This window comes from Actinoplanes sp. NPDC000266, assembly GCF_042899005.1.
Lineage (GTDB): Bacteria > Actinomycetota > Actinomycetes > Mycobacteriales > Micromonosporaceae > Actinoplanes.
Genome location: NZ_JBIAZI010000006.1, coordinates 640,656 through 662,083, shown reverse-complemented (window position 1 = coordinate 662,083; position 21,428 = coordinate 640,656). Strand labels below are relative to the sequence as shown.

15 protein-coding genes are annotated in these 21,428 nt (G+C 70.2%); 8 read left to right on the top strand and 7 right to left on the bottom strand.

All coding sequences use genetic code 11. The features are described from left to right. Nucleotides 1-89: 89 nt before the first annotated feature. The 3 genes from ACFY36_RS27315 to ACFY36_RS27305 all read right to left on the bottom strand — a co-directional run bounded on the left by ACFY36_RS27315 (nucleotide 90) and on the right by ACFY36_RS27305 (nucleotide 1,281). A complete protein-coding gene (locus ACFY36_RS27315; protein WP_498656325.1) occupies nucleotides 90-320 on the bottom strand; it encodes a hypothetical protein in 231 nt (76 codons plus the stop codon). A gap of 51 nt (nucleotides 321-371) precedes the next feature. Continuing rightward, nucleotides 372-824 carry a large conductance mechanosensitive channel protein MscL gene (gene mscL, locus ACFY36_RS27310; RefSeq protein WP_499748800.1) on the bottom strand — a complete coding sequence of 151 codons (453 nt, stop codon included), beginning with the start codon at nucleotides 822-824 and terminating at the stop codon, nucleotides 372-374. A gap of 103 nt (nucleotides 825-927) precedes the next feature. Then, nucleotides 928-1,281 carry an STAS domain-containing protein gene (locus ACFY36_RS27305; RefSeq protein ID WP_097327808.1) on the bottom strand — a complete coding sequence of 118 codons (354 nt, stop codon included), beginning with the start codon at nucleotides 1,279-1,281 and terminating at the stop codon, nucleotides 928-930. Between the two features lie 164 nt (nucleotides 1,282-1,445). On the opposite strand from ACFY36_RS27305, the gene ACFY36_RS27300 reads away from it, so the two are divergent. From ACFY36_RS27300 to ACFY36_RS27275, 6 genes are read left to right on the top strand one after another with little or no spacing between them, the layout of a single operon-like run. Further along, nucleotides 1,446-2,294, top strand: coding sequence for an STAS domain-containing protein (locus ACFY36_RS27300; protein WP_499748759.1), 849 nt, complete (start codon nucleotides 1,446-1,448; stop codon nucleotides 2,292-2,294). Between the two features lies 1 nt (nucleotide 2,295). Continuing rightward, complete coding sequence (locus ACFY36_RS27295) at nucleotides 2,296-2,727, top strand: STAS domain-containing protein (RefSeq protein ID WP_499748758.1); 432 nt, start codon at nucleotides 2,296-2,298, stop codon at nucleotides 2,725-2,727. Further along, on the top strand, nucleotides 2,724-3,128 hold the full coding sequence (locus ACFY36_RS27290; RefSeq protein WP_499748757.1) for an anti-sigma regulatory factor: 405 nt from the start codon (nucleotides 2,724-2,726) through the stop codon (nucleotides 3,126-3,128). The genes ACFY36_RS27295 and ACFY36_RS27290 overlap by 4 nt, the downstream gene beginning before the upstream one ends. Further along, nucleotides 3,125-4,156, top strand: coding sequence for an ATP-binding SpoIIE family protein phosphatase (locus tag ACFY36_RS27285; RefSeq protein WP_499748756.1), 1,032 nt, complete (start codon nucleotides 3,125-3,127; stop codon nucleotides 4,154-4,156). Before ACFY36_RS27290 ends, ACFY36_RS27285 begins: the two co-directional genes overlap by 4 nt. Continuing rightward, nucleotides 4,153-5,502: an ATP-binding protein gene (locus ACFY36_RS27280; protein ID WP_499748755.1), complete on the top strand. Its 1,350-nt coding sequence runs from the start codon at nucleotides 4,153-4,155 to the stop codon at nucleotides 5,500-5,502. Before ACFY36_RS27285 ends, ACFY36_RS27280 begins: the two co-directional genes overlap by 4 nt. After that, a complete protein-coding gene (locus ACFY36_RS27275) occupies nucleotides 5,499-7,046 on the top strand; it encodes a SpoIIE family protein phosphatase (protein ID WP_499748799.1) in 1,548 nt (515 codons plus the stop codon). Before ACFY36_RS27280 ends, ACFY36_RS27275 begins: the two co-directional genes overlap by 4 nt. A gap of 61 nt (nucleotides 7,047-7,107) precedes the next feature. On the opposite strand, the gene ACFY36_RS27270 is transcribed toward ACFY36_RS27275, so the two are convergent. Continuing rightward, a complete protein-coding gene (locus tag ACFY36_RS27270) occupies nucleotides 7,108-10,116 on the bottom strand; it encodes a glycosyltransferase family 2 protein (protein WP_499748754.1) in 3,009 nt (1,002 codons plus the stop codon). A gap of 185 nt (nucleotides 10,117-10,301) precedes the next feature. Here ACFY36_RS27270 and ACFY36_RS27265 point away from each other — a divergent pair, with 185 nt between their 5' ends. Further along, complete coding sequence (locus tag ACFY36_RS27265; RefSeq protein ID WP_499748753.1) at nucleotides 10,302-11,906, top strand: chitinase; 1,605 nt, start codon at nucleotides 10,302-10,304, stop codon at nucleotides 11,904-11,906. 49 nt (nucleotides 11,907-11,955) lie between these two features. Here the strand turns inward: ACFY36_RS27265 and ACFY36_RS27260 are convergent, their stop codons facing one another. The 3 genes from ACFY36_RS27260 to ACFY36_RS27250 form a co-directional block, all read right to left on the bottom strand. Next, complete coding sequence (locus ACFY36_RS27260; RefSeq protein WP_499748752.1) at nucleotides 11,956-14,979, bottom strand: FG-GAP repeat domain-containing protein; 3,024 nt, start codon at nucleotides 14,977-14,979, stop codon at nucleotides 11,956-11,958. Nucleotides 14,980-14,992: 13 nt separating this feature from the next. After that, nucleotides 14,993-17,965, bottom strand: a complete 2,973-nt coding sequence (locus tag ACFY36_RS27255; protein WP_499748751.1) for an FG-GAP repeat domain-containing protein — start codon at nucleotides 17,963-17,965, stop codon at nucleotides 14,993-14,995. A 75-nt stretch (nucleotides 17,966-18,040) separates the two neighbouring features. Next, entirely contained in the window at nucleotides 18,041-20,128 is a 2,088-nt protein-coding gene (locus ACFY36_RS27250) for a S9 family peptidase (RefSeq protein WP_499748750.1), read from the bottom strand. Between the two features lie 127 nt (nucleotides 20,129-20,255). Between ACFY36_RS27250 and ACFY36_RS27245 the strand changes: the two genes are divergently transcribed. Further along, nucleotides 20,256-21,389, top strand: coding sequence for an FAD-binding oxidoreductase (locus ACFY36_RS27245; RefSeq protein ID WP_499748749.1), 1,134 nt, complete (start codon nucleotides 20,256-20,258; stop codon nucleotides 21,387-21,389). Nucleotides 21,390-21,428: the final 39 nt, after the last annotated feature.

Below are 21,428 nucleotides of genomic sequence, written 5' to 3'. Positions count from 1 at the left end.
CGGGATCGAGCGGGGATTGCGGGGCGGCATGACCGCCCGGGGAGAAGAGCGGGCGGCATGACCGCGGGAAGTAAGGCGGCGCCGGAACGCTAGAGGCGGGGGCGTATGGAGAGCTCGCGCCACTCGTCCGGGCCGGCGAGCAAGGCGCGTACGGTGTCGAGGGCGGCGTCCTCCGAGTCGTACTCGAAGAAGTGTGAGACGCCGTCGGCACCGCCCGCGCGCTGCTCGACATACCACTGGTCGCCGCTCACCCGCAGGTAGACGTCCTTGCGAGCGACCCGGCCCCACTTACCGTTCCACCAGTGCTTACGCTGCTCCATCCCGGCAGCGTATCGAACATTTGTTCGAACGCTACCGGGTGGGTTGATCTTTTATGAAACCGGGGGCTCCCGGTGACGGCCCAGAACGTCGTCGAGGGCGCTGTTCTGCACCTGGTGACCCTGGCCGCGCAGCAGCGCGTCGCGGATTTCGGTGAGCAGCTTGACCTCCTCGCTGGGCGCCTTCGGCGGCGGCTCCTCGCCGCGCTTGCGACGCTCGGCCAGCTTATTGAGGGGGAAGACGACCAGGAAGTAGATCACCGCGGCGGTCAGCAGGAAGGTGATGAGCGCGTTGATGAACGCCGCGTAGTCGAAGACGACGCCCTGCTCGGGCGACCAGGTGCCCTTGAGGTTGCCGGAGCCGCCGGTGATCCATTTGATCAGTGGCTCGAGGAAGGACTTGGTGAAGCCCGAGACCACGGCAGTGAACGCGGCACCGATGACGACGCCGACCGCCAGGTCGACGACGTTGCCGCGCATGATGAAGTCTTTGAAGCCTTGGAACATTTTGCTCACGAGCGCTCCTGCGTACACCGAAGGGGTTCGTCCGGCAGCAGGTGCCCACGGCCGGTCGGCGACAAACTACGCCGACCGGGCCAACCAGGGAAAGTCAGTCGAGCGCGGGCTCCTGCGCCGTCACGGCCTCGTCGACCGTCGGATAGGTGCGCAGCACCTCCACCAGGCCGCTGACCTCGAGGATGCGCAGCACGCCCCGCTGTGGAGCGGCCAGGCGGACCGTGCCGCCGGCGTCGTCGGTGCTGTTCTTGGCCCGGACGAAGACCGAGAGCCCGGTGGAATCGCAGAACGAGACCTGGGCGAGGTCGAAGACCAGACGGGTGCGGCCCTTCTCCAGAAGGTCGCTGATCTGGTCCTGAAGCTGGGGCGCGGTGGCCATGTCCAGCTCACCCGCGACCGACACGACGACCATGTCGGCGCGCTGTTCCGTTTGTACCGTCAGAGACATTCAGGACCTCCAGATTATGAGCAGAACGGTACTCCAACCCCGGGTGCATCCGCAGAACCGGGGCGCGCCACCGCGTTATTTGGCTGACAGCAAGTATTAGAGCTTCCGGTGGTAAAGTCCGCGCGTTGCTCGCGGGACGGACAGAACAGAGTCGGGAGGCAGCGGTGACGCTGACTGCGGAGGAGGCGGCTCGGTTCGCCGGTCTGCTGGAAGAGAACAGTGACGCCCTGGTGGCGGCTTGGACGGACAAGGTGGCGGCCACCCTACGGGGCCGGTTGAGCCATGCCGAGCTGCAAAGGCAGCACTCCGAGCTGCGCAAGGCCTTTCATCAGGCGCTCTCCGGCGGCGCCCAGGCGATCGGTGACGAGCCCGCGGCCGAGCTGCGGGCCCAGCTGAGCGACCTCTCGGCGAGCCGGGCCCGGCAGGGCTTCTCGGTGACCGAGACGGCGGTCAGCGTGTTCGCCTTCAAAGAGGCCGTGCTGGGGGTCGTCGACCAGGTCGGCGGTGGCGAGGCGGCCCTGCGTGACTACTTGGCCCTGTCCGCTTTCGTCGACGGGGCGGCCCTGTTCACCTCCGACAGCTACGTGCGCGTGCGCGAGGAGCTGATCGCCGACCAGGCCGAGCAGCTGCTCGAGCTCTCCACGCCGGTGGTCAAGCTCTGGGAGGGCGTCGTCGCGGTGCCGCTGGTCGGCACGCTCGACTCGGCCCGGGCCCAGGTCGTCATGGAGCGGCTGCTGCAGACGCTCGTCGACACCGGTTCGCCGTACGCCATCATCGACATCACCGGCGTGCCGGCGGTCGACACCCAGGTCGCCCAGCACGTGCTCAAGACCGTGGTGGCGGCCCGCCTGATGGGCGCCGACTGCATCATCTCCGGCATCCGCCCGCAGATCGCCCAGACGATCGTGGCGCTCGGCATCGAGTTCGGCGACATCGCCACCAAGGCGTCGCTGGCCGACGCGCTGCGCTACGTGCTGGGCAAGACCGGCCAGGCCAAGCGGCTGGGGCGCTGACGTGGAACGTGTTCCGGTCCTCAAGATCGGTGACGTCCTCCTGGTCTCGATCCAGATCGACATGGAGGACCAGACCGCCCTGCAACTGCAGGAGGACCTCGCCGACCGGATCGTCGCGACCGGCTGCCACGGCGTGATCATCGACATCAGCGCGCTCGACATCGTCGACTCGTTCGTCGGCCGCACCCTGGCCACCATCGCCTCGGTCTCACGCGTGCTCGACGCCGAGACGGTGGTCGTCGGCATGCGCCCGGCCGTGGCGATCACCCTGGTCGAGCTGGGCCTGCAACTGCCCGGCATCCGTACGGCGCTGAACGTCGAGCTCGGCATGGAGCTGCTGGCCCGTGAGCGCGCCGCCACGGACTGGGCGCTCGACGAGGGTGACGCCGAGGACGAGGGTGAGCCCGAGACGCCCGCGGCAGCGACACCGTGAACCAGCAGGGCGAGCTGATCCAGGTCAACTCCGACCAGGACGTCGTACGGGTGCGGCAACTCGTCCGTACGGTCGCCGTGGCCGTGAAGCTCTCGCTGGTCGACCAGACCAAGCTGGTCACCGCCGCGAGCGAGCTGGCCCGCAACACCCTGGTCTACGGTGGGGGCGGCACCGTCGAGGTGAGCACGGTCAACAACGGCCGGCGACCCGGCATCCGGATAGTCTTCGCAGATCAGGGTCCCGGCATCGTCGACCTCGATCTGGCCTTCACCGACGGTTACACCACCGGCTCCGGTCTGGGGCTCGGTCTCAGTGGCGCCCGCCGGCTGGTGGACGAGTTCGACATCGTCACCGCGCCCGGCGCGGGAACGAGCATTACCGTGACCAAGTGGTGCCGATGAGCGGAGGCGCAGTGGCGTCGATACCCGAGGGACTCCTCGACGGGGGAGCCTGGTTCCGGGTGGAGGCCGCCGCGACCGCTTCCGCTGTCCGGCGGTCGGCCGAGCGCCTGGCGGTCGAGATCGGCCTGCCCGAGCGCAAGACGGCCGACCTCTCGATAGTGGCCGCCGAGGTCGCCGGAAACCTGGTCAAGCACGCCGACCAGGGTGTCCTGCTGCTGCGCACGGTCCGGGCGGCGGGACAGGCCGGCGTCGAGATCGTCGCGATCGACAGCGGTCCCGGCATGGCCGATCTCGCCCGTTCCTTCGGTGACGGCCATTCGACGGCGGGCACGCTCGGCATCGGCCTCGGCTCGATCCTCCGTCAGTCCGACTGGTGCGATCTTCACTCCGTACCCGGCAAAGGCACCGTCCTGACCGCACAGGTCTGGCCGGCCGACCGGCCCGAGCCCGCCTGGGCCGCCGGGGTGACCCGCCCGCTGACCGGCGAGCCGGTCAGCGGCGACGCGTTCGCCGTCCGCGACGTCGGTGGCCGCCGCCAGATCCTCATGAGCGACGGTCTCGGGCACGGCGGGCTGGCGGCCGCCGCCTCCCACGAGGCCGTGCGCGTCTTCCTCGACGCGCCCGCCGACCAGCCGTCGGGCGTCGTCGACGTGCTTCATCGCCGGCTCAACCACACCCGGGGCGCCGCGCTGGCCGTGGCCGAGCTCGACGGCGAGGCCGGTGTCGTCCGCTACTGCGGCCTGGGCAACATCTCCGGCACGGTCCTCGCGCCCGGCGGGGCCCGGCGCGGCATGGTCTCGCTGCCCGGCATCGCCGGCCATCAGCGGCGGCAGATCCGGCAGTACGACTATCCGCTGGAGCCCGGCTCGGTCGTGCTCATGCACTCCGACGGGGTGGTCGACCGCTGGAACCAGGCGGACTATCCCGGCCTGCTCACCCACTCGCCGGTGGTGATCGCGGCGACCGTGCTCCGCGACGCCGGGGTGCGCCGCGACGACGCCGGTGTGATCGTGGCCCGGCTCCCATGACCAGCGGGCCCGAGCAGCTGATGCGGACGCGCCTGCGGGTGGCGCAGGACGTCTTCGCGGTGCGCCAGCTCGGCCGGGAGGTGGCCCGCGAGGTCGGCCTCGAGCAGCAGGATCAGACCCGGCTCGCGACTGCCCTGAGCGAGGTGAGCCGGGTGATGCTGTCGGAGGGGCGTGATGCCGATGTGACGTTCACGGTCCATCCTGACGGGGTATCACTCACGTTGCGGGTGACGGTCGAGAGTTCGGTGCCCGGCGACGCCGCGAGGCTGCGGCCCGAGTTGGCGCAGGCCGGCCGCCTGGTGGACAAGATGGAGGTCACCGATGCCGGAAACGGTACGGTCGTATGGATGGCTCGACGGTTGCCGGCGAGTGCGCCGAGGCTGACCCCCGACCGGATGGACGAGATCCGCGCCGGGCTGGCCAAGCATGTCCCGGGTAGCCCTCTCGACGAGCTGAACGTCCAGAATCAGCAGCTCATCGCCGCCCTCGACGAGGTGCGGGCGCAGCGTGACGATCTGGCCCGGCTCAACGGTGAGCTCGAGGAGACCAACCGCGGCGTCATGGCGCTCTATCACCAGCTGTCCGAGGAGCTGGAGGAGACCAACCGCGGCGTCGTCGCCCTCTACGCCGAGCTCGACGAGAAATCGGTGCAGCTGGCCGCGGCCAGCGAGGCGAAAAGCCGGTTCCTGGCCAACGTCAGTCACGAGCTGCGGGCGCCGGTCACCGCCATCATCGGGCTGGGCCGGCTGCTCGGCGACGAGGCCTCCGACGAGCTGACCGAGGAGCAGACCCGCCAGGTCGACCTCATCCGCAGCTCCGCCAGCGACCTGCTCTCGCTGGTCAACGACCTGCTCGATCTGGCCAAGGCCGAGGCCGGCCGGGTCGAGGCGAGCATGGCCGACGTCGACCTCAAGGCCGTCTTCGGGCAGCTCCGGGGCACCCTGCGGCCGCTGGCGACCCGGCCCGAGGTCGATTTCGTGGTCGACGAGCCGTCGGTGCCGGCGATCCGTACGGACGAAGTGCTTCTGGCCCGGGTGTTGCGCAACCTGCTCACCAACGCGCTGAAATTCACCGAGTCCGGCGAGGTACGTCTGAGCGTGCGCCAGATCGGCGACGACGCCGAGTTCACCGTGTCCGACACCGGCACCGGCATCCCGCCCGAGCTGCACGAGCGCATCTTCGAGGAGTTCTACCAGGTGCCCGGCAGCAAGCCGATCAGCGGCAAGGGCACAGGCCTGGGCCTGCCGTACGCCCGGCGGCTGGCCGGCATCCTCGGCGGCGCCCTGCGCGTGGCGTCCACGCCCGGTGAGGGCAGCACGTTCACGCTGTGGCTGCCGATCTCATGAGCTCCGCCGCCGCTACCACCACCGTCCTCGTCGTCGACGACAGCGCGACCAAGCGCTATCTGCTGGTGAGCTGGCTGACCCGCGCCGGTTTCACGGTGCGGCAGGCGGAGACGGGCGGCGAGGCGCTGCGGATGTTGCCCGGATCGGGCGTCGACCTGGTGGTCCTGGACGTGAAGCTGCCCGACATGAGCGGTTTCGACGTCTGCGAAAGGATCAAGACCGACGCCGAGTACGGCACGTTGCCGGTCATTCACGTCTCGGCCCACGCCGTCGACGTCGTCGATCGCACGCAGGGCCTGAACCGCGGCGCCGACGCCTATCTGGTCGAGCCGATCGAGCCCGACGAGCTGATCGCCACCGTGCACGCGGTGCTGCGCTATTACTCGGCCCGCCGGCGCGCCGAGACCCTGGCCACCCGTCTGGTGCGGCTGGCCGAGGCCACCCTCGAGATCAACTCGGCGCCGACGCTGGCCGGCCTGCTGACGGCGGCCGCGGACGGCGCCATCGACATCTTCGGCGGCCCGGTCGTGGTGGTGGCCGAGACGGTCGACGGCGAGATCCTGGCCGCGGCCGGCTCTCCGCCGGAGGTTCGGCGGTGGTCACCCTTGTCGCGTGACGTCGCGGTGGGTTCCCTCGTACGCCGAGAGGAGCCGGCCGACTGGAACTTGGTCGAATGGCCCGAGGGCGACACCGTGGCGGTGGCCGCCGCGCGTCTGCGGGCCGACCGTCCGCCGGTCTTCGTGGCCGTGCCGAGCAGCTCGCAGACCCCCGGCTTCCCGGTGCTGCGACAGCTCTCCCAGGCCGTCGCGGCCGCGGTCGAGGCCCAGCGCTCGTACGACGAGGAGCACCGGATCGCGGTGACCCTCCAGCGCAGCCTGCTCCAGTCGCGGCTGCCCGACGTGCCCGGCCTGGAACTGGCCATGCGCTACGAGCCGGCGGGCGCGCAGACCGAGGTCGGCGGCGACTTCTACGAGCTGACCATGCTCGAGGGCCGGCTGCTGGTGGCGATCGGCGACGTGGCCGGCCACTCGCTGCACGCGGCGACGGTGATGGCCGAGGTCCGGCACGCGGTCCGGGCGTACGCGGTCGAGGGTCATCCGCCGGGAACGGTGCTGGGCCTGGTCAACCGCTTCATGCGCACGGTCCTGCCGGCCGAGTCGGCCACCATCTGCCTGCTCACCCTCGACCCGGCCACCGGCCGTGTGCGCCTGGCCAGCGCCGGCCACCTGCCGCCGCTGCTGCACACGCCGGATGGTGGCGCCCACTTCCTGGAGCCTCGCGGCCCGCTGCTCGGCATCAACGCGCCCCGCCCGGACGACCTGGAGTTCGTCCTGCCGCCGGGCGGCACGCTGGTGCTCTACACCGACGGCCTGGTCGAGCGCCGCGACGCCGACATCGACGTGGGCCTGACCGCCCTGGCCGAGGCGGCGGCGACGATCGAGCCCGACCTGGACGACTTCGGCCGCCGCCTGCTGACCCAGCTGGGCGGCGACGGGCAGCAGGCCGACGACGTCGCTGTCGTCGCCCTGCGCCGTCGCCCTTAGGCGCGCTTGGCGCGCCCCGCGCCTACCAGCCGCCGACGCCGCACTTCGCGCGGTCCCGCGCCTACCAGCCGCCCACGCCGGTCAGGACGCGCTCCACCGGCACCGGCTTGCCCAGGTAGAAGCCCTGGCCGAGCGGCACGCCGCAGGCCACCAGGGCGTCGCGCTGCGCGGCCGTCTCGATGCCCTCGGCGATGACCGTGCAGCCGTGCTGCTCGGCGAACTCGACCAGGGCCCGGATGGCGGCCTGCCGCGCGGTCTGGTTCTCGACGCCCTCCAGCGAGTCGAGGCCCAGCTTGAGGAAGGCCGGCCGCACCGTCTCGATCATGGCCAGCGTCTCGTAGCCGGCGCCCAGGTCGTCGACGGCGACCCGCACGTTGCCGCCGAGCTGGGCCAACTCGGCCGGCGTCTCGGCGCCCACCTCGAGCACCACCGGGCGCCGCGCCTGGTGGAGCAGCGGGGCCAGGTCCTGCGGGCGGCGCAGCAGGTCACCGGAGACGTTGATCGCGAGCCAGGTGCCGTTGGGCAGCGACGCCGAGGACGTGATGGCCGCCTGGACCAGCGCGGCGTCGAGCGCGACGTGCACGCCGCGTTCGGCCGCCGCCTCGAGCCCTTCACGCGGGTTGCTGCCGTCGGCGAAGCGGGTGAGCGCCTCGTACCCGACGACGTGGCCGTTGATCATGTGGTAGACCGGCTGGAAGACCGTGAAGAAGCTGAACTCCTCGAACGAGTGCGCGCGGCTGGACGAGGACTTGTCGGCCTTCCAGGCGCCCGCGTCGTTGCGCTGGAGCCGTACGGTCGTCTGCCCGGCGGCGGCGCCGTGCTCGTGCCGGTAGTGCAGCACCGTGGCCCAGTCGCCGACGGCGGCGGCGGCCGTCTTCTTCGGCGCCTTCTTCTTCCGACGGCCCTTCTTCGGGGCGACCGGCCGGACCAGCCAGTCGCGCAGGTGGGTCCAGAGGTCGACGACCGTGTTGCCCAGGCCGACGAAGGCGACCATCGCGTACAGCGAGAGGATCAGGTTGAGGCCGGCGAAGACCAGGTTGTTCCAGTGGTGGAGCTGGATGTCGCGAATGACCGTGTAGACGCAGAGCGCGATCAGCGCCAGCGGCAGGATCAGATAGCTGGTCGCGGCCGTCGTGCGGTCGCGCACCTTCGGCGTCCGTTTAAAGGCGCTCTTCTCGCCGGTGAGCAGTTGCAGCAGCGAGGCGACGCTGCCCGACAGGTTGACCGGCAGCAGGATCAGGTTGAAGCCGTAGATCCGCAGCATGTCCGACCGCTTGTAGCCCAGGTGCTTCAGGTCGGCCGCCATCATCAGGAAGTACGGCACCGAGACGAGCAGCAGGATCGGGTTGAGCAGGTCCTTGTTGAACGGGTAGGCCAGCATCACGATCAGGCACACGGAGCTCCAGAAGATGGAGGCCATGTAGTTGACCCGCAGGAAGTACTCGCCGAAGCGGTTCTTGTCCTCGCGCTTCGACTTCGCCCGGAACTGGTCCTTGAGGCGCGACAGGATCAGCAGGCCGCCGTTGGCCCAGCGCTGCCGCTGGATGCAGAGCGAGCCGAAGTCGGGCGGCGTCGCGCTGTAGGCGAGCCGTTCCGGGTAGTTGTGCAGCGACCAGCCCCGTACGCCGAGGTCGATGGTCGATTCGGTGTCCTCGATGACCGTACGGTCCTGGATGTACCGCTTGATCTCCCAGTCGCCCTCGTACGAGACCTCGCAGATCTCGTCCAGGGCCCTCTTGCGCAGCACGGCGTTGGCGCCCACCCAGAACGTGGCGCCGTAGTGGGTCATGCCCTGGTGGACGATGTACTGGATGTCCGTCGTGGCGCCCGAGATGCGCTCGATGCGCGTCGCCGAGCCCGGATAGGCGCTGTACGGCGTCTGCGCCACCGCGTGCTGCGCGTAGGCGCCCTGTTCGAGCAGGTGGACGAGCCGCAGGGCGTACTCCGGAAGGAGAACGCTGTCGGCGTCGAGGGTCAGCACGTAGTCGGGGTCGGGGACGACCAGGTCGGCCCGGTTGGGGCCCGCGGTCACCAGCGCGGTGCCCATCGGGGTGCTGACCTCCTGATAGGCGCCGCCCATGAGCCCGATGTAGCTGTTGAGGTTCATCGCCTTGTTCGGCTCGTGCGACAGCGACACGTACTTCTTGCGCTCGAAGCTGGTGACGTGCGCGTCGAAGATGGCCAGCAACCGCCGGTAGAGCTGGTTCATCCGGGCCAGCGGCAGCGTGACCTGTTCGTCGGCGCCCTTGTGCAGAGCGCCCGAGATCTGGCCGAGCTCCACGGCCAGCGGGTGGAGGATGTGCTCGACGAAGAACGTGTCGGTGTGGTCGACGATCTCCTGCCGGGCGCCGAGGTCGTACAGCCAGTCGGAGGCGAACCGGTACTCGTCGGCCAGCCGGCGCATGTCCTCGAGGACGACCAGATATCCGCCGCGATAGCGCACCTGGTCGTCGAAGGCCGCGAAGCCGGCCGAGACGTGCTGGTACGGGACCCGCAGCTCACTCTCGATCCGGCCGGGCAGCGCGCGGGCGGCGAGGAGCATGTCGCGGGCGGCCCGCGTCTTCGGCTGCCGGGGGTCGTCGATCAGCAGCGTCACCCGCAGGCCGGGGTACTCCTGAAGGGCGGCCGAGAGCAGCGTGGTGCGGTTGGTGCGCTCGTCCTCCTGATATGAGGGGACCAGAACGGTCACGGACGGCGTCTTCCCGCCGATGAACTCGTCGAGCATGATCCGTGGCGCCCGCTGGTGGCCGCGGCCCCGGTAGAAATAGCCGATCCGCGTGATCAGGTAGGCGATGGCCGACGCGGCCAGGCCGGTGACGACGAGCATGTAGACGATCGCCTCGATCGCCAGCCGCACGCTGGACGCGTGGCCGGCGATGAACTGCTGGATGATCGTGTATGTGATGTAACAGGCCCAGACCGTGATGGTCACCACGATGGCGAGCCGGCCGCGGGTGATCCTGCCTTCGGAGACCGGGGGCGGAACGATCGGATGAGGCTCCGTCCTCCGGTCGGCTCCCCATTGGCGCTGGGCGTCCGGCTTTCGCCGGTCCGCCGGTGTGCGTGGCATGCGTGTTCGGGCCCTTCGGTACGAATTGCGACGTCACTGCGCAGCGACGTCCGGCGGAATTGTCGTGCCAAGATCAAGATTTAGCGCTCCGATGTCCAGATTGGACGCCGTCGTCCTTTTGCCCGATCGTGCAAAAGGCGGGCGTGCGTCACCGTGTGGCGACTCGAAAACTCGAAAGGCCATACATGACGGACCGCGCCACACACGTAGCCGTGCGGCCGGAGTACGACCCGCTCGCCGACCCGAACTGGCAGGAACCGGAACAGCCGCGCCGCCGGCTGTCCTGGCCGAGGCTGGGCATCCTGCTGCTCGTCCTGGCCTTGGCCGGCGTCGGCGGCACCCTCGAGGTCATGCACCTGCGGAACACGTCCGGACCGACCGCGAAGTCCTGGGCGGTGCCGTACGTCGACGTGACCCTGACACCGACCTTCCAGTTCCAGGACCCCACGGCCAACCCGGCCAACGACGTCGCCCTCGGCTTCGTCGTCGCCGACCCCAAGAGCCCGTGCACGCCGAGCTGGGGCGGCGCCTACTCGCTGGACGGGGCGGCTTCGTCGCTGGAGCTCGACCGCCGCATCAGCCAGCTGCGGCAGGCCGGCGGCGACATCACGCTGAGCCTCGGCGGCCTGGCCAACAAGGAGCTCGCCGTCGCCTGCGCCGACCAGGACCGGCTCACCGACGCCTACCGCCAGCTGATCAAGCGGTACGACGTGAAGACCCTGGACCTCGACATCGAGGGCACCGCGGTGGCCGACCAGGCGTCCCTGCGGCGCCGGGTGGCCGCGGTCGCCACGGTGCAGAAGGAGCGGGAGAAGGACGGCAAGCCGCTCGCCGTCTGGCTCACCCTGCCGGTCACCCCGAGCGGGCTGACCGACGACGGCGTCGCCCTGGTCCGCGGCATGCTCGACGGCGACGTCGCCCTGCGCGGCGTCAACGTCATGACGATGGACTACAACAACGGCGACAAGAACCCGGACATGCTGGCCCTGAGCACGAGCGCGCTCAACGGCACCCACAAGCAGCTGTCCGACCTGTACCTGCGCCTCGGCCAGAAACTCACGTCGCCGCAGGTGTGGTCCCGCATCGGCGCCACCCCGATGATCGGCCAGAACGACGTCGACACCGAGCGCTTCACCCTCGACGACGCCGCCGGCCTGGCCAGGTTCGCCGTCGACAACGGCCTCGGCCGGGTCTCGATGTGGTCACTCAACCGGGACGCCGCCTGCCGCGGCACCTTCGCCAACGTGGTGGTGCACTCCAACACGTGCAGCGGTGTCGACCAGGACGCGCTCGCCTTCTCGAAGGTCTTCGCCGGCCTGCCCGGCAAGGCCGCGGCCGGCGGCAACGTCGACTCGGTCGACATCCCCGACCGGGCCGACACCGTCGACGACCCGAAGACCAGCCCGTACCCGATCTGGCGCCTCACGGCGATGTACGTCGGCGGCTACAAGGTGGTCTGGCACGGCGTCGTCTACGAGGCCAAGTGGGCCAACTCCGGCCTCGACCCGTCCGCCGCGCCGGCCGCGGGCACACAGAGCGCGTGGTCGGTGATCGGCCCGGTCAGCCCGGTCGAGAAGGCGCCCCGCCCGGTGCCGACGGTCACCGGGGTCAAGCGCATCTGGGCGCCCAACATCCTCTACCAGCGCGGCGCCCGGGTGATGTCCAACGGCCTGCCGTACGAGGCCAGGTGGGCCACCAAGGGCGAGGTCCCGTCGACCGAGTTCCCGATCGACGCCGACGATCCGTGGAAGCCGCTCTTCAACGTCCCCGGCGAGCCGGTGATGAACTGACAAAAAGGCGCCGTCCACGACCTCGAGGTCGTGGACGGCGCCTTTTTGTTCAGTAGAGGGCGGCGTACTTCTGGTATCCGGTCCCGACGAGCTGGAGGGCGCCGAAGCCGCCCTTGCCGTTGCCGAGTTTGCGCCAGAGGACGCCGGCGCTGTTGCGCATGAGCAGGTCGTTCTTGCCGTCTTCGTTCAGATCACCGGCGCCGATGATGGTGTTGAAGCCGAGATATCCGCTGCCGATCAGATGCATGCCCGGGCTGAAGCCGCCCTTGCCGTCACCCCACCAGGCGTACATCGTCGTGCCGTAGATCGCGATCAGATCGGCCTTGCCATCGCCAGTGATGTCGCCCGGACCGACAAACCGGGAGACGCCCTTGTACGTCCCCCCGTAGGCGGCCGAGGAGCTGAAGCCGCCCTTGCCGTTGCCGGTGAAACGGAAGAGACGGCCGGTGGAGGTCTCCCGGGCGACGAGGTCGGAAACCCCGTCGCCGGTCAGGTCGCCGGTGTGCACGATCTGATTGAAGCGGTTCCAGTTGCCCGGTACGGCCACCGAGGTCTGGATGTCGAAGGCCGGCCGTCCGTAGCCGAGGTAGGCCCGCATGCTGCCGTTGGTGAAGCGGACCAGCAGGTCGTTCTTGGCGTCGCGGTTGATGTCGCCGTAGGGCACCATCGCCGAGATCTTCGAACGGCTCCACGTCTCGGTCGCGCCGCTGGAGTCACGCAGCGCGGACGTGGACGGGCTCGACGCCAGCCAGTGGCCCGCCCCGGTCGGGAGGACACCCAGCACCGAGGGGAAGCCGAAGCGGTCGATCGCGTGCAACGTGGGCGCGCCGAAGGAGAGCAGGAACGAACCCGAGCCGAGCGTCGCCGTGCCCGAGACCAACTGCCATCGGTACGTGCCGCTGGTCGCCCGCTTGCCGCCCACGAGACCGTTCCACGTGACCCGGCGGGAGACGGGAAGGGCGCCGGTGGTCGAGTCGTAGACCACCTTGCCGGTCCGCACCTGGGTGATGATGACCCGCGAGGCGGTCACCGGCCGGGTGAACCGGAACGCGGCCGACCACAGGCTGGGAGCCGTCGTCCCCTGCTCGTAGGTGGTGTTCTCCTCGATCCAGACCGCCGGGGCCGAGGGCGCGACACCGGGATCCACGATGTGCACGGCGTCATCGCTGTCGACCCAGGCGACGTCGCCGCCGAACTTGTCGACCGCCCAGCTCACATTGCGATCGTCGGCCAGCGCGCCGCGGTCGAAGGTGGCCAGCGCGACCGGCTCGCCGAGCTTGCCGCCGGTGATCTCGGTGCGGAGCAGCCGGCCGTCGGCGTCGTGCCGCACGACGTAGTTGTCGCCGAGCAGGTACTGGCCGGACGGCAGCGCGATGTTCACCTTTTGGGCGAGGTCGTAGACGCCGGCCGGCCCGGTGGCGCCACAGGCCCAGTAGAGATATCTCGCGGTGGCCTGGACCTCGGTCGCCGTGCAGGCCGAGCCGGTGGTGACTGTGGCGCCGGTGGTCGCTGTGTCGTTCCGGCCGAGCGGCAGGGTGAGGGCCTGCAACGTGCCGGCCTTCGTGGCGCGCCACAAAGTGCGGAACCACAGAGCGGCGCCGGTCACCGGTCCGCTGTAGACGATGCCGGAACTGTCCAGATCGACGTACTGCGTCTTCGGGTTCCCGCCGTTGATGAGCGTGTACCGGTAGGAGGCGTCGACGACGCTGCTTCCCGTCGAGGGGAGAGCGAAGACCGACCCGTGCTGCCCGGCGCCCTGGAACTTGAGGGCCGTGCCCGTGATCCACGGCATGCCCTGGTCGTGGCCGCCGATCGTCCGCACGCAGGCGGCGCCCGCCTCGCACGGTGACGGGGCACCGAGGAACGCCGTGTCGTCCGTACGGCCGGGAACTCCGATCGTGTAGCTGTAGGGGTGGTAGTCGACTGCCGCCTCGCCGAACGGCTGAGACGCGGTCACATGGCGCATGCGGCCCGACGAGAGCGAGACCCCGGCGTTCACCCTGGGCGCCGCGACCGAGGTGACGACCTCCTCGGCGTCGGCCGTGGCCTTGCGCACCGCCCAGTCGGACCCGTCGGACCGGGCGGCTCCACCGGCGAAGAGCACCCCGTCGGAGGCCTGGGTGAGCGTGGACACGTGGGCGCTGGCCACCGTCGTGGGCGCGGCGCCGTCCGGGGTCTGGCGCTGAATCTGCAGCCAGCCGTTCACCGCGAACGCCGACACGGAGATCAGATCGTCGCCGGCCAGGCCGAACCTTGAGGTGGTCACCGAGAAGACGGTGGCCGCGGTGTCGGTGCCGTCCGTGAGACCGGACCGGGAGTATGTGCGCACGGTCGAGGAGGCGGACAGGCCGATGCGATCCCCGGACAACACGATCCTGGTAGCCGTGCCCGATCCGGGAATCGGCGCGACCCGGCCGGTCGCGGCGTCCACCAGGCCGTACTGAACCAGGCCCGAGGCGACGAACTTCAGCACGGCCGACCGGTCGTCGCCGGTCTGGATCGAGAAGAACGTGGCGCCGTCGGGGATGCCGGTGACCGGCGTCGTGGTGACGGTGCCGTCCTCGGCGGTCCGCCGCAGCTCGGCGGTTCGGCTACCAGGACGGACCACCAGCAGCGCGTCACCGATGAGGCGTTCGTTGTAGGGCGTCCAGGCGTACGGCACGTCGACCTGATGCCAGGTCATGGTGCCGAGGTCCAGCGTCCAGCGCGTGGTGGACGAGACCGGATGATCGGCCGTCGACGCCTGGACGTCGACGGTGTCGCCGAACAGGCCGACGACCGAACCGGCGGGGACGCCGGCCAGCGCGGGAACGGTGACCGTCTCATGGTCGGAATATCTGGTCCACAACCAGGGTGAAGCACTCGTTCGCTGGTGCAGGACGCCGGTCCTGCCGGCGAAGGCCACCGAGTTGGTCAGGCTGAGCGGCGTGGGCGGCGTGTTCACGGCCGGCACCACGACGACTTCGTGGGGGGTGGTCGCGGCCATCGCGACGGCGGGAACCGAGATTCCCGCCGTCGTCGTGAGCGCGCCGCCGACCATCGCCGCGAGGGTGCGGCGGTAGACGTTCTTCACTCTGTGTCCTGTGTCAGTAGAGGGCGGCGTATTTCTGGTATCCGGTCCCGACGAGCTGGAGCGGACCGAAGCCGCCCTTGCCGTTGCCGAGTTTGCGCCAGAGGACGCCGGCGCTGTTGCGCATGAGCAGGTCGTTCTTGCCGTCTTCGTTGAGGTCGCCGGCGCCGATGATGGTGTTGAAGCCGAGGTAGCCGCTGCCGATCAGGTGCAGACCGGGGGCGAAGCCGCCTTTGCCGTTGCCGTACCAGGCGTACATCGTGGTGCCGTAGAGCAGGATCAGGTCGGCCTTGCCGTCACCGGTGATGTCGCCGGGCCCGACGAAGCGGGAGACACCCTTGTAGGTGCCTCCGTAGGCGGCCGAGGAGCTGAAGCCGCCCTTGCCGTTGCCGGTGTAGCGGAACAGCCGGCCGGTCGAGGTCTCCCGGGCGAGCAGGTCGGAGACGCCGTCGCCGGTGAGGTCGCCAGTGTGGACGATGGAGTTGAACCGGTTCCAGTTGCCGGGGATCAGCAGCGTGCGGTTGCCGGCGAAGTTGGCCGTGGGGTCGGAGAGATACGCCCGCAGGGTGCCGTCCGGCCGGCGTACGAGCAGGTCGTTCTTGAGGTCCTTGGCGATGTCGCCGTAGGGCACCACCGCGGTGAGCGCCCCCAGCGACTCCGGGCCCGAGCCGGCGAGCGCGGCCTTGCCGGTCTGCGCGGTCAGCCAGGTGCCGGCGCCGGTGCCGGTCCTGGTGACGCCGAGCAGGGTCGGCAGGCCGTCGCAGGTGTAGCCGTGCAATGCCGGCGTGCCGCCGCACTGCACGGTCACCGAGCCCGAGGCGATGGTCGTGTTCGCGGCCGACAGCGTCCATCGGTAGAGCCCGCTGGCGGGCCGCTTCCCGGCGACCGTGCCGTTCCAGACGATGCTCACGTCGTCCCGGGCCGCGGGGGCGGTCAGGCGCGTGACCTGGCCGGTCCGCACCTGGGTCAGTGTGAGGGTGGCGCTGTCCACCGGGCGGGTCAGCGTCGCGTACACCAGATAGGTGCCGGGATAGGACATGGAGGGATAGTTCTGGCCGACGTAGGCCGCGGCCGGCGCCGACCGGGTGACGCCGGGGTCGACGATGTGGACCGCGTTGCCGCCGTCCACCCAGGCCACGTTGCCGCTGTACTTGTCGACGGCCCAGGTGATGTTGCGGTCGTCGGCCAGGTCGCCGCGGGGGAAGGTCGCCAGCGTCGCCGTGTCGCCGGTGGTGAGGTCGTAACGGGTCAGGGTGCCGTCGGCGTCGTGCCGGACCACGTAGTTGTCACCGAGCAGGTACTGCCCGGCCGGGAGCACCCGGTTCGTCTTGCGGGCCAGGTCGTAGACGCCCGTCGCCCCGGACGGGCCGCACGACCAGAGCACGTGCTTCGCGGTCGCCTGGACGTCGGTGGCGGCGCACGACGACCCGGTGGCGACGGCCGTGCCGAGGGCTCCGCTCTTCAGGTTCTTGGGCTGGAGCCGGCCGGCGCTCGCGGTCCACAAGGTGTCGAACCACAGTCCCGCGCCGACGACCGGGCCCGTCGAGGCGATCTTGTCGTCGGAACCGACGATGTACTGCCGGGCGGGGTTGGTGCCGTCGACGATCCGGTAGTCACGGGAGGCGTCGACCACCCGGCCGCCGGTCGACGGCAGCGGGGTGGTGGCACCGCTGGCGCCGGTCGTCCCGGTGCGCAGGTTGACCGCGCCGGCCAGGTAGGAGATGCCCCGCTGGGAGCCGTCGACCGCGTGCACGCAGGCCACGCCGGTCTCACAGGGAACCACCACGCCGGACAACTTGCCGCCCGTGACGCCCCCCGTGCCGGTGCCCGGCGTCAACTGGTGGCCGTTGAGGTAATACTCCGGAGCCTCGCCGGTGTGGGGCAGCACCGAGATGTGCCGCAACCAGCCACGCGCGAAGGTGACGCCGGCGCTGCTCATGTCGGTCAGCGGCAGCACCGCCGACTGCCCGGAGCCGGTGGCCTTGCGCACCGCCCAGTCCGTGCCGTCGGTGCCGCCCACGAAGAGCACGCCGTCGGGGGCCTGGACGAGCACCATCGACCGGCTCTTCTTGACCTCGACCGACGTGGTCCCGTCCGGAGTGAGCCGCTGGAGATTCCACGGGACGGTCGTGGTGGGCGGCGAGATGATGAGGTCGTCGCCCGCGAGGCCGAAGTTGGACGTCGGCACGGTGAACGTGGTCGCGGAGGTGTCGCTGCCGTCGGCGATGCCCGACCGCGAGAAGGTGCGGACCGTCGGGTTCAGGTAGAAGCCGACGCGGTCGCCGGTGAGCACGACCTTGGGGGACACGCTGCGTACAGGAATCGGCGCGACCTGGCCGGACGCGGCGTCCAGAAGCCCGTACTGATATCCCGCGGTCGTGTGGAACAGCAGCACAGCCGCCTTGTCGTCGCCGGCGACGACGCGGAGGAGGTCGATCCCCTCGGGCAGGCCGACGATCGGCGTGCTCGTGTCCCCGTCGGCGGCGGTCTTCCGCAGCTCAGGAACGTAACCGGGGGCGATCAGGAGCAACGACTCGCCGATCTGCCGCACGTTGTAGACGGCCCAGTTGAACGGCAGGTCGATCTCGTGCCACGTCATGGTCGCGAGGTCCAGCGTCCAGCGCGTGGTCGCGGAGACCGTGTGCCCGGGCGTCGAGACGCGAAGCTCGACGGTGTCGCCGAAGACGCCGAGGGCACCGCCGTTGGGCACGCCGTCGAGCGCGCCGACGACCACCGACTTCCGGTCGGCGTAGGTGGTCCAGAGCCATGGCGAGGTGGTCGTGCGCCGGTGCAGGAAGCCGGTCGCGCCGGCGAAGGCCGGCGAATCGGTCTGGTTGAGGTCGAAGTACGGATATTCCTCGGCCGGAATGACTGTTACTTCGGAGGGAGCGGCCGCAGCCATCGCGGGGGCGGGGACCGAAGTCCCCGCCGTCGCCGCGAGTGCGCCGCCCACCATCGTCGCCAGGAGGCGACGGTAGACGTTCTTCACTTGTGCCCCGATTTTGAGAAAACTTCTCAGTAGCGAGACCTTAGGCGTGAAGATTCCCCATGCGCAAGATCCTATTTAGGGGGTGGTGACGCCCAGCACGTCGAGGGTCCAGGCGTTGACGAACGCCTCTTCCTTCCAGGCGTCGTACCGGCCGCTCGGGCCGCCGTGGCCGGCGCCCATCTCGGTCTTGAGCAGGTAGTCGCCGTCGGGGGCGACGGCGCGCAGGCGGGCGATCCACTTGGCCGGCTCGTGGTAGAGGACGCGGGTGTCGTTCAGGCTGGTCATGGCCAGGATCCGGGGGTAGGCCAGCTTCGCCACGTTCTCGTACGGGCTGTAGGACTTCATATACGAGTACACATCGGCCGACTCGATCGGGTTGCCCCACTCCTCCCACTCGGTGACCGTCAACGGCAGCGACGGGTCGAGGATGCTGGTGAGCGGGTCGACGAACGGGACCTGGGCCACGATGCCGGCGAAGTCGTCCGGCGCCAGGTTGGCCACCGCGCCGACCAGCAGGCCGCCGGCCGAGCCACCGCGGGCCACCAGGCGGTCGGCCGAGGTCCAGCGGCCGCGGACCAGCTGGCGGGCCGCGGCGATGAAGTCGGTGAACGTGTTCTTCTTGGCGAGCAGCTTGCCCTCCTCGTACCACCGGCGTCCCATCTCGCCGCCGCCGCGGATGTGCGCGATGGCGAAGATGACGCCGCGGTCGAGCAGCGACAGGCGGGCGATCGAGAAGTACGGGTCGATGCTCGTCTCGTACGAGCCGTAGCCGTAGAGGACCGCCGGGGCCGTGCCGTCGCGCCGCACGCCCTTGCGGGCCACGATCGAGATCGGCACCCGGGTGCCGTCGTCGGCGATCGCCCACTCGCGGAACTGCTCGTAGTCGCCCGGGTCGTAGCCGCCCAGCACCGGGCGCTGCTTGCGCAGCGTCATCGTGCGGGTGATCAGGTCGACGTCGTACACCGCGTCGGGGGTGATCATCGAGGTGTAGCCGATCCGGACCGACGAGGTGTCGTACTCCGGGTTGCCGGCGAGGCCGACGCTGTAGAGCGGCTCGGGAAACTCCATCTCGTACGAGTCGGTGCTGCCGTCGACCATCACGCGCAGCCCGGTCAGCCCGTCGCGGCGCTGCGAGACGACGATGTGCCGCGCGAACGCGTCGACCGACTCGAGGCGGGTGCCCGGCTCGTGCGGGATCAGCTCGACCCAGTCGCCGGGCGCGTCGGCCGACGTGTACGCCAGGGCGAAGTCCTCGGCGTCCTTGTTGTGCAGGATCAGCAGGCGGTGGCCGTGGTGCTCGATCGAATATTCGACGCCCTGCTCGCGCGGGGCGACCAGGACCGGCTCGGCCTCCGGCGTCTCGGCCGGGATGATCCGGACCTCGGACGTGATCTTGCTGCCGGCCTCGACGACGATGAACTTCTCGCTGCGGGTGAGCTCGACGCCGACCCAGAACCGCTCGTCCGGCTCCTCGAAGATGACCACGTCGTCGGCCGCCGCCCGGCCGACGGTGTGGCGCCAGACGCGGTACGGGCGCCAGGCGTCGTCGACCGTGATGTAGAACAGGGCGCTGCCGTCGGCCGACCACGCCGTGCCGTACGAGGTGTCGGGCACCTCGTCCGGGAACACCTCACCCGTACGCAAGTCTTTGATCTTGAGGGTGAAGCGCTCGTCGCCCTCGAAGTCGGTCGAGTAGGCCAGGCGGGTGCCGTCCGGGCTCACGTCGAACGTGCCGAGCGCGAAGAAGTCCTTGCCCTCGGCCAGGGCGTTGCCGTCGAGCAGCACCTCTTCGCCGGGCACCGGGCCCTCGGAGGACGGCGGGCCGGTTTCGCCCGGGCGTACGGCCACGCGGCAGTGAATGCCGTACTGCCGGCCCTCGACGGTGCGCGTGTAGTACCAGAAACCGCCCTTGCGGCTCGGTACCGTCAGGTCGGTCTCCTTGGTCCGCGACTTGATCTCGGAGAAGAGCTTGTCGCGCAGGCCGGCCAGGTGTGCGGTGGCGCCGTCGGTCCACGCGTTCTCGGCCTCGAGATAGGCGACCGTCTCCGGGTTCTCCTTCTCGGCGAGCCACGCGTACTCGTCGGTGACGGTGTCGCCGTGGAAGGTGCGCTCGTGCGCCACCTGGCGGACCGAGGGTGGGCTGTCCGGAGTCTGCGTAGTCACGCGCACAACGTTACCGGGCGGTCCGATTTCCTAGCCTTCTTTACTTCTTGCATCTGGACGGCGGCCGTTCGAACACGTGTACGATATGCCAGAGTGGACGATCTTAAGGCGTTGGGGGACTGGCCGAATGAGAGAGCACGTGCTGAGCGCGCTTGTGGACATCTGCGGGCCCGACTACGCGCGTGTCGCTCGCTCGGTGGACACGGTGGCCGGCCGTCGCGCCGGTTTCGTCGCATTGCCCGCCACGCCGCACGCGGTCGCCGACACGGTCCGTCTCGCCGCCGACCTTCCGCTGAGGTTCCTGGTCCGCGGTTCAGGATCAAAGATTGATTGGGGTACGCCTCCGAGTGCCGACGTCGATCTCCTCGTCGACACCGGCCGGCTCAACGGCATGTGGGACCACGACGTCGCCGGCGCCACGGCCGAGGTCGCCACCGGCACGCCCGTCCATGCTCTGCAAGCCGCCCTGGCGTTGCAGGGCCAGCGGCTGCCGGTCGACCCGCCGTCACGCACGGCCACCCTCGGCGGCATGCTCTCGCTGAACGAGTCAGGACCGCTGCGCCACCGCTTCGGCACCCCGGCGGAGCATGTGGACCGTGTCGTCTACGTCGACGCCGAGGGGCGCCCCGGCGAGTCCGACGGTGAACAGGGCCGCCCCGGCATCGCCGAGATCGACGGCGTGATCACGTCGGCCGTTCTCCGGCTGCAGCCGCTGCCGCCGGCCCGCCGCTGGGTCGGCACAGCGGTCGCCACCCCGCCGCAGATCCGCAAGCTCGAGTCGGCCGCGGCCGAGCTCCAGCCGAGCGCCATCGAGATCGACCTGCCGGCCGGCGGACCGGCGGGCACGCTGGCGGTGCTCTTCGAGGGGGCCGAGGCCGAGGCGGTCGAGCGGTCCGAGCAGCTCGCGGCGCTGTGGGGCGCGGGCGCGGTGGTCACGCCGATCGCGCCGCCGTGGTGGGGCGCCTATCCGTTCGGCCGCGACGACGTGGCGCTGCGCCTCGCGGTCTCGCCCGACGACCTGCCCGCGGTGATCTATTCGCTGGGCGACGCGGCCGGCGCGCCCGTGCCGGTGCGCGGCTCGGCCGGCCTGGGCCGGGTCCATGCGGTGCTGCCCGGCTCCCTGCCACCCGACCGGCTGCGCGGCATCGTCGACAGCGTTCGCCACGTGCTGCTGGCCCGGGACGGCCGCGCGGTGGTCATCGCGGCGCCCCCGTCGCTGGCGGCCGAGATCGAGATGGCCGACCGCCACGACCTGTTCTGACGCGCCCCATCGTCTTCTGACGCGACCGGGCGTCGGCGG

Coding starts and splice junctions, on each gene's coding strand:
- ACFY36_RS27270 (WP_499748754.1), bottom strand. CDS start 10,116: ATGCCACGCACACCGGCGGACCGGCGAAAGCCGGACGCCCAGCGCCAA.
- ACFY36_RS27275 (WP_499748799.1), top strand. CDS start 5,499: ATGAGCTCCGCCGCCGCTACCACCACCGTCCTCGTCGTCGACGACAGC.
- ACFY36_RS27315 (WP_498656325.1), bottom strand. CDS start 320: ATGGAGCAGCGTAAGCACTGGTGGAACGGTAAGTGGGGCCGGGTCGCT.
- ACFY36_RS27280 (WP_499748755.1), top strand. CDS start 4,153: ATGACCAGCGGGCCCGAGCAGCTGATGCGGACGCGCCTGCGGGTGGCG.
- ACFY36_RS27245 (WP_499748749.1), top strand. CDS start 20,256: ATGAGAGAGCACGTGCTGAGCGCGCTTGTGGACATCTGCGGGCCCGAC.
- mscL (WP_499748800.1), bottom strand. CDS start 824: ATGTTCCAAGGCTTCAAAGACTTCATCATGCGCGGCAACGTCGTCGAC.
- ACFY36_RS27305 (WP_097327808.1), bottom strand. CDS start 1,281: ATGTCTCTGACGGTACAAACGGAACAGCGCGCCGACATGGTCGTCGTG.
- ACFY36_RS27265 (WP_499748753.1), top strand. CDS start 10,302: ATGACGGACCGCGCCACACACGTAGCCGTGCGGCCGGAGTACGACCCG.
- ACFY36_RS27285 (WP_499748756.1), top strand. CDS start 3,125: ATGAGCGGAGGCGCAGTGGCGTCGATACCCGAGGGACTCCTCGACGGG.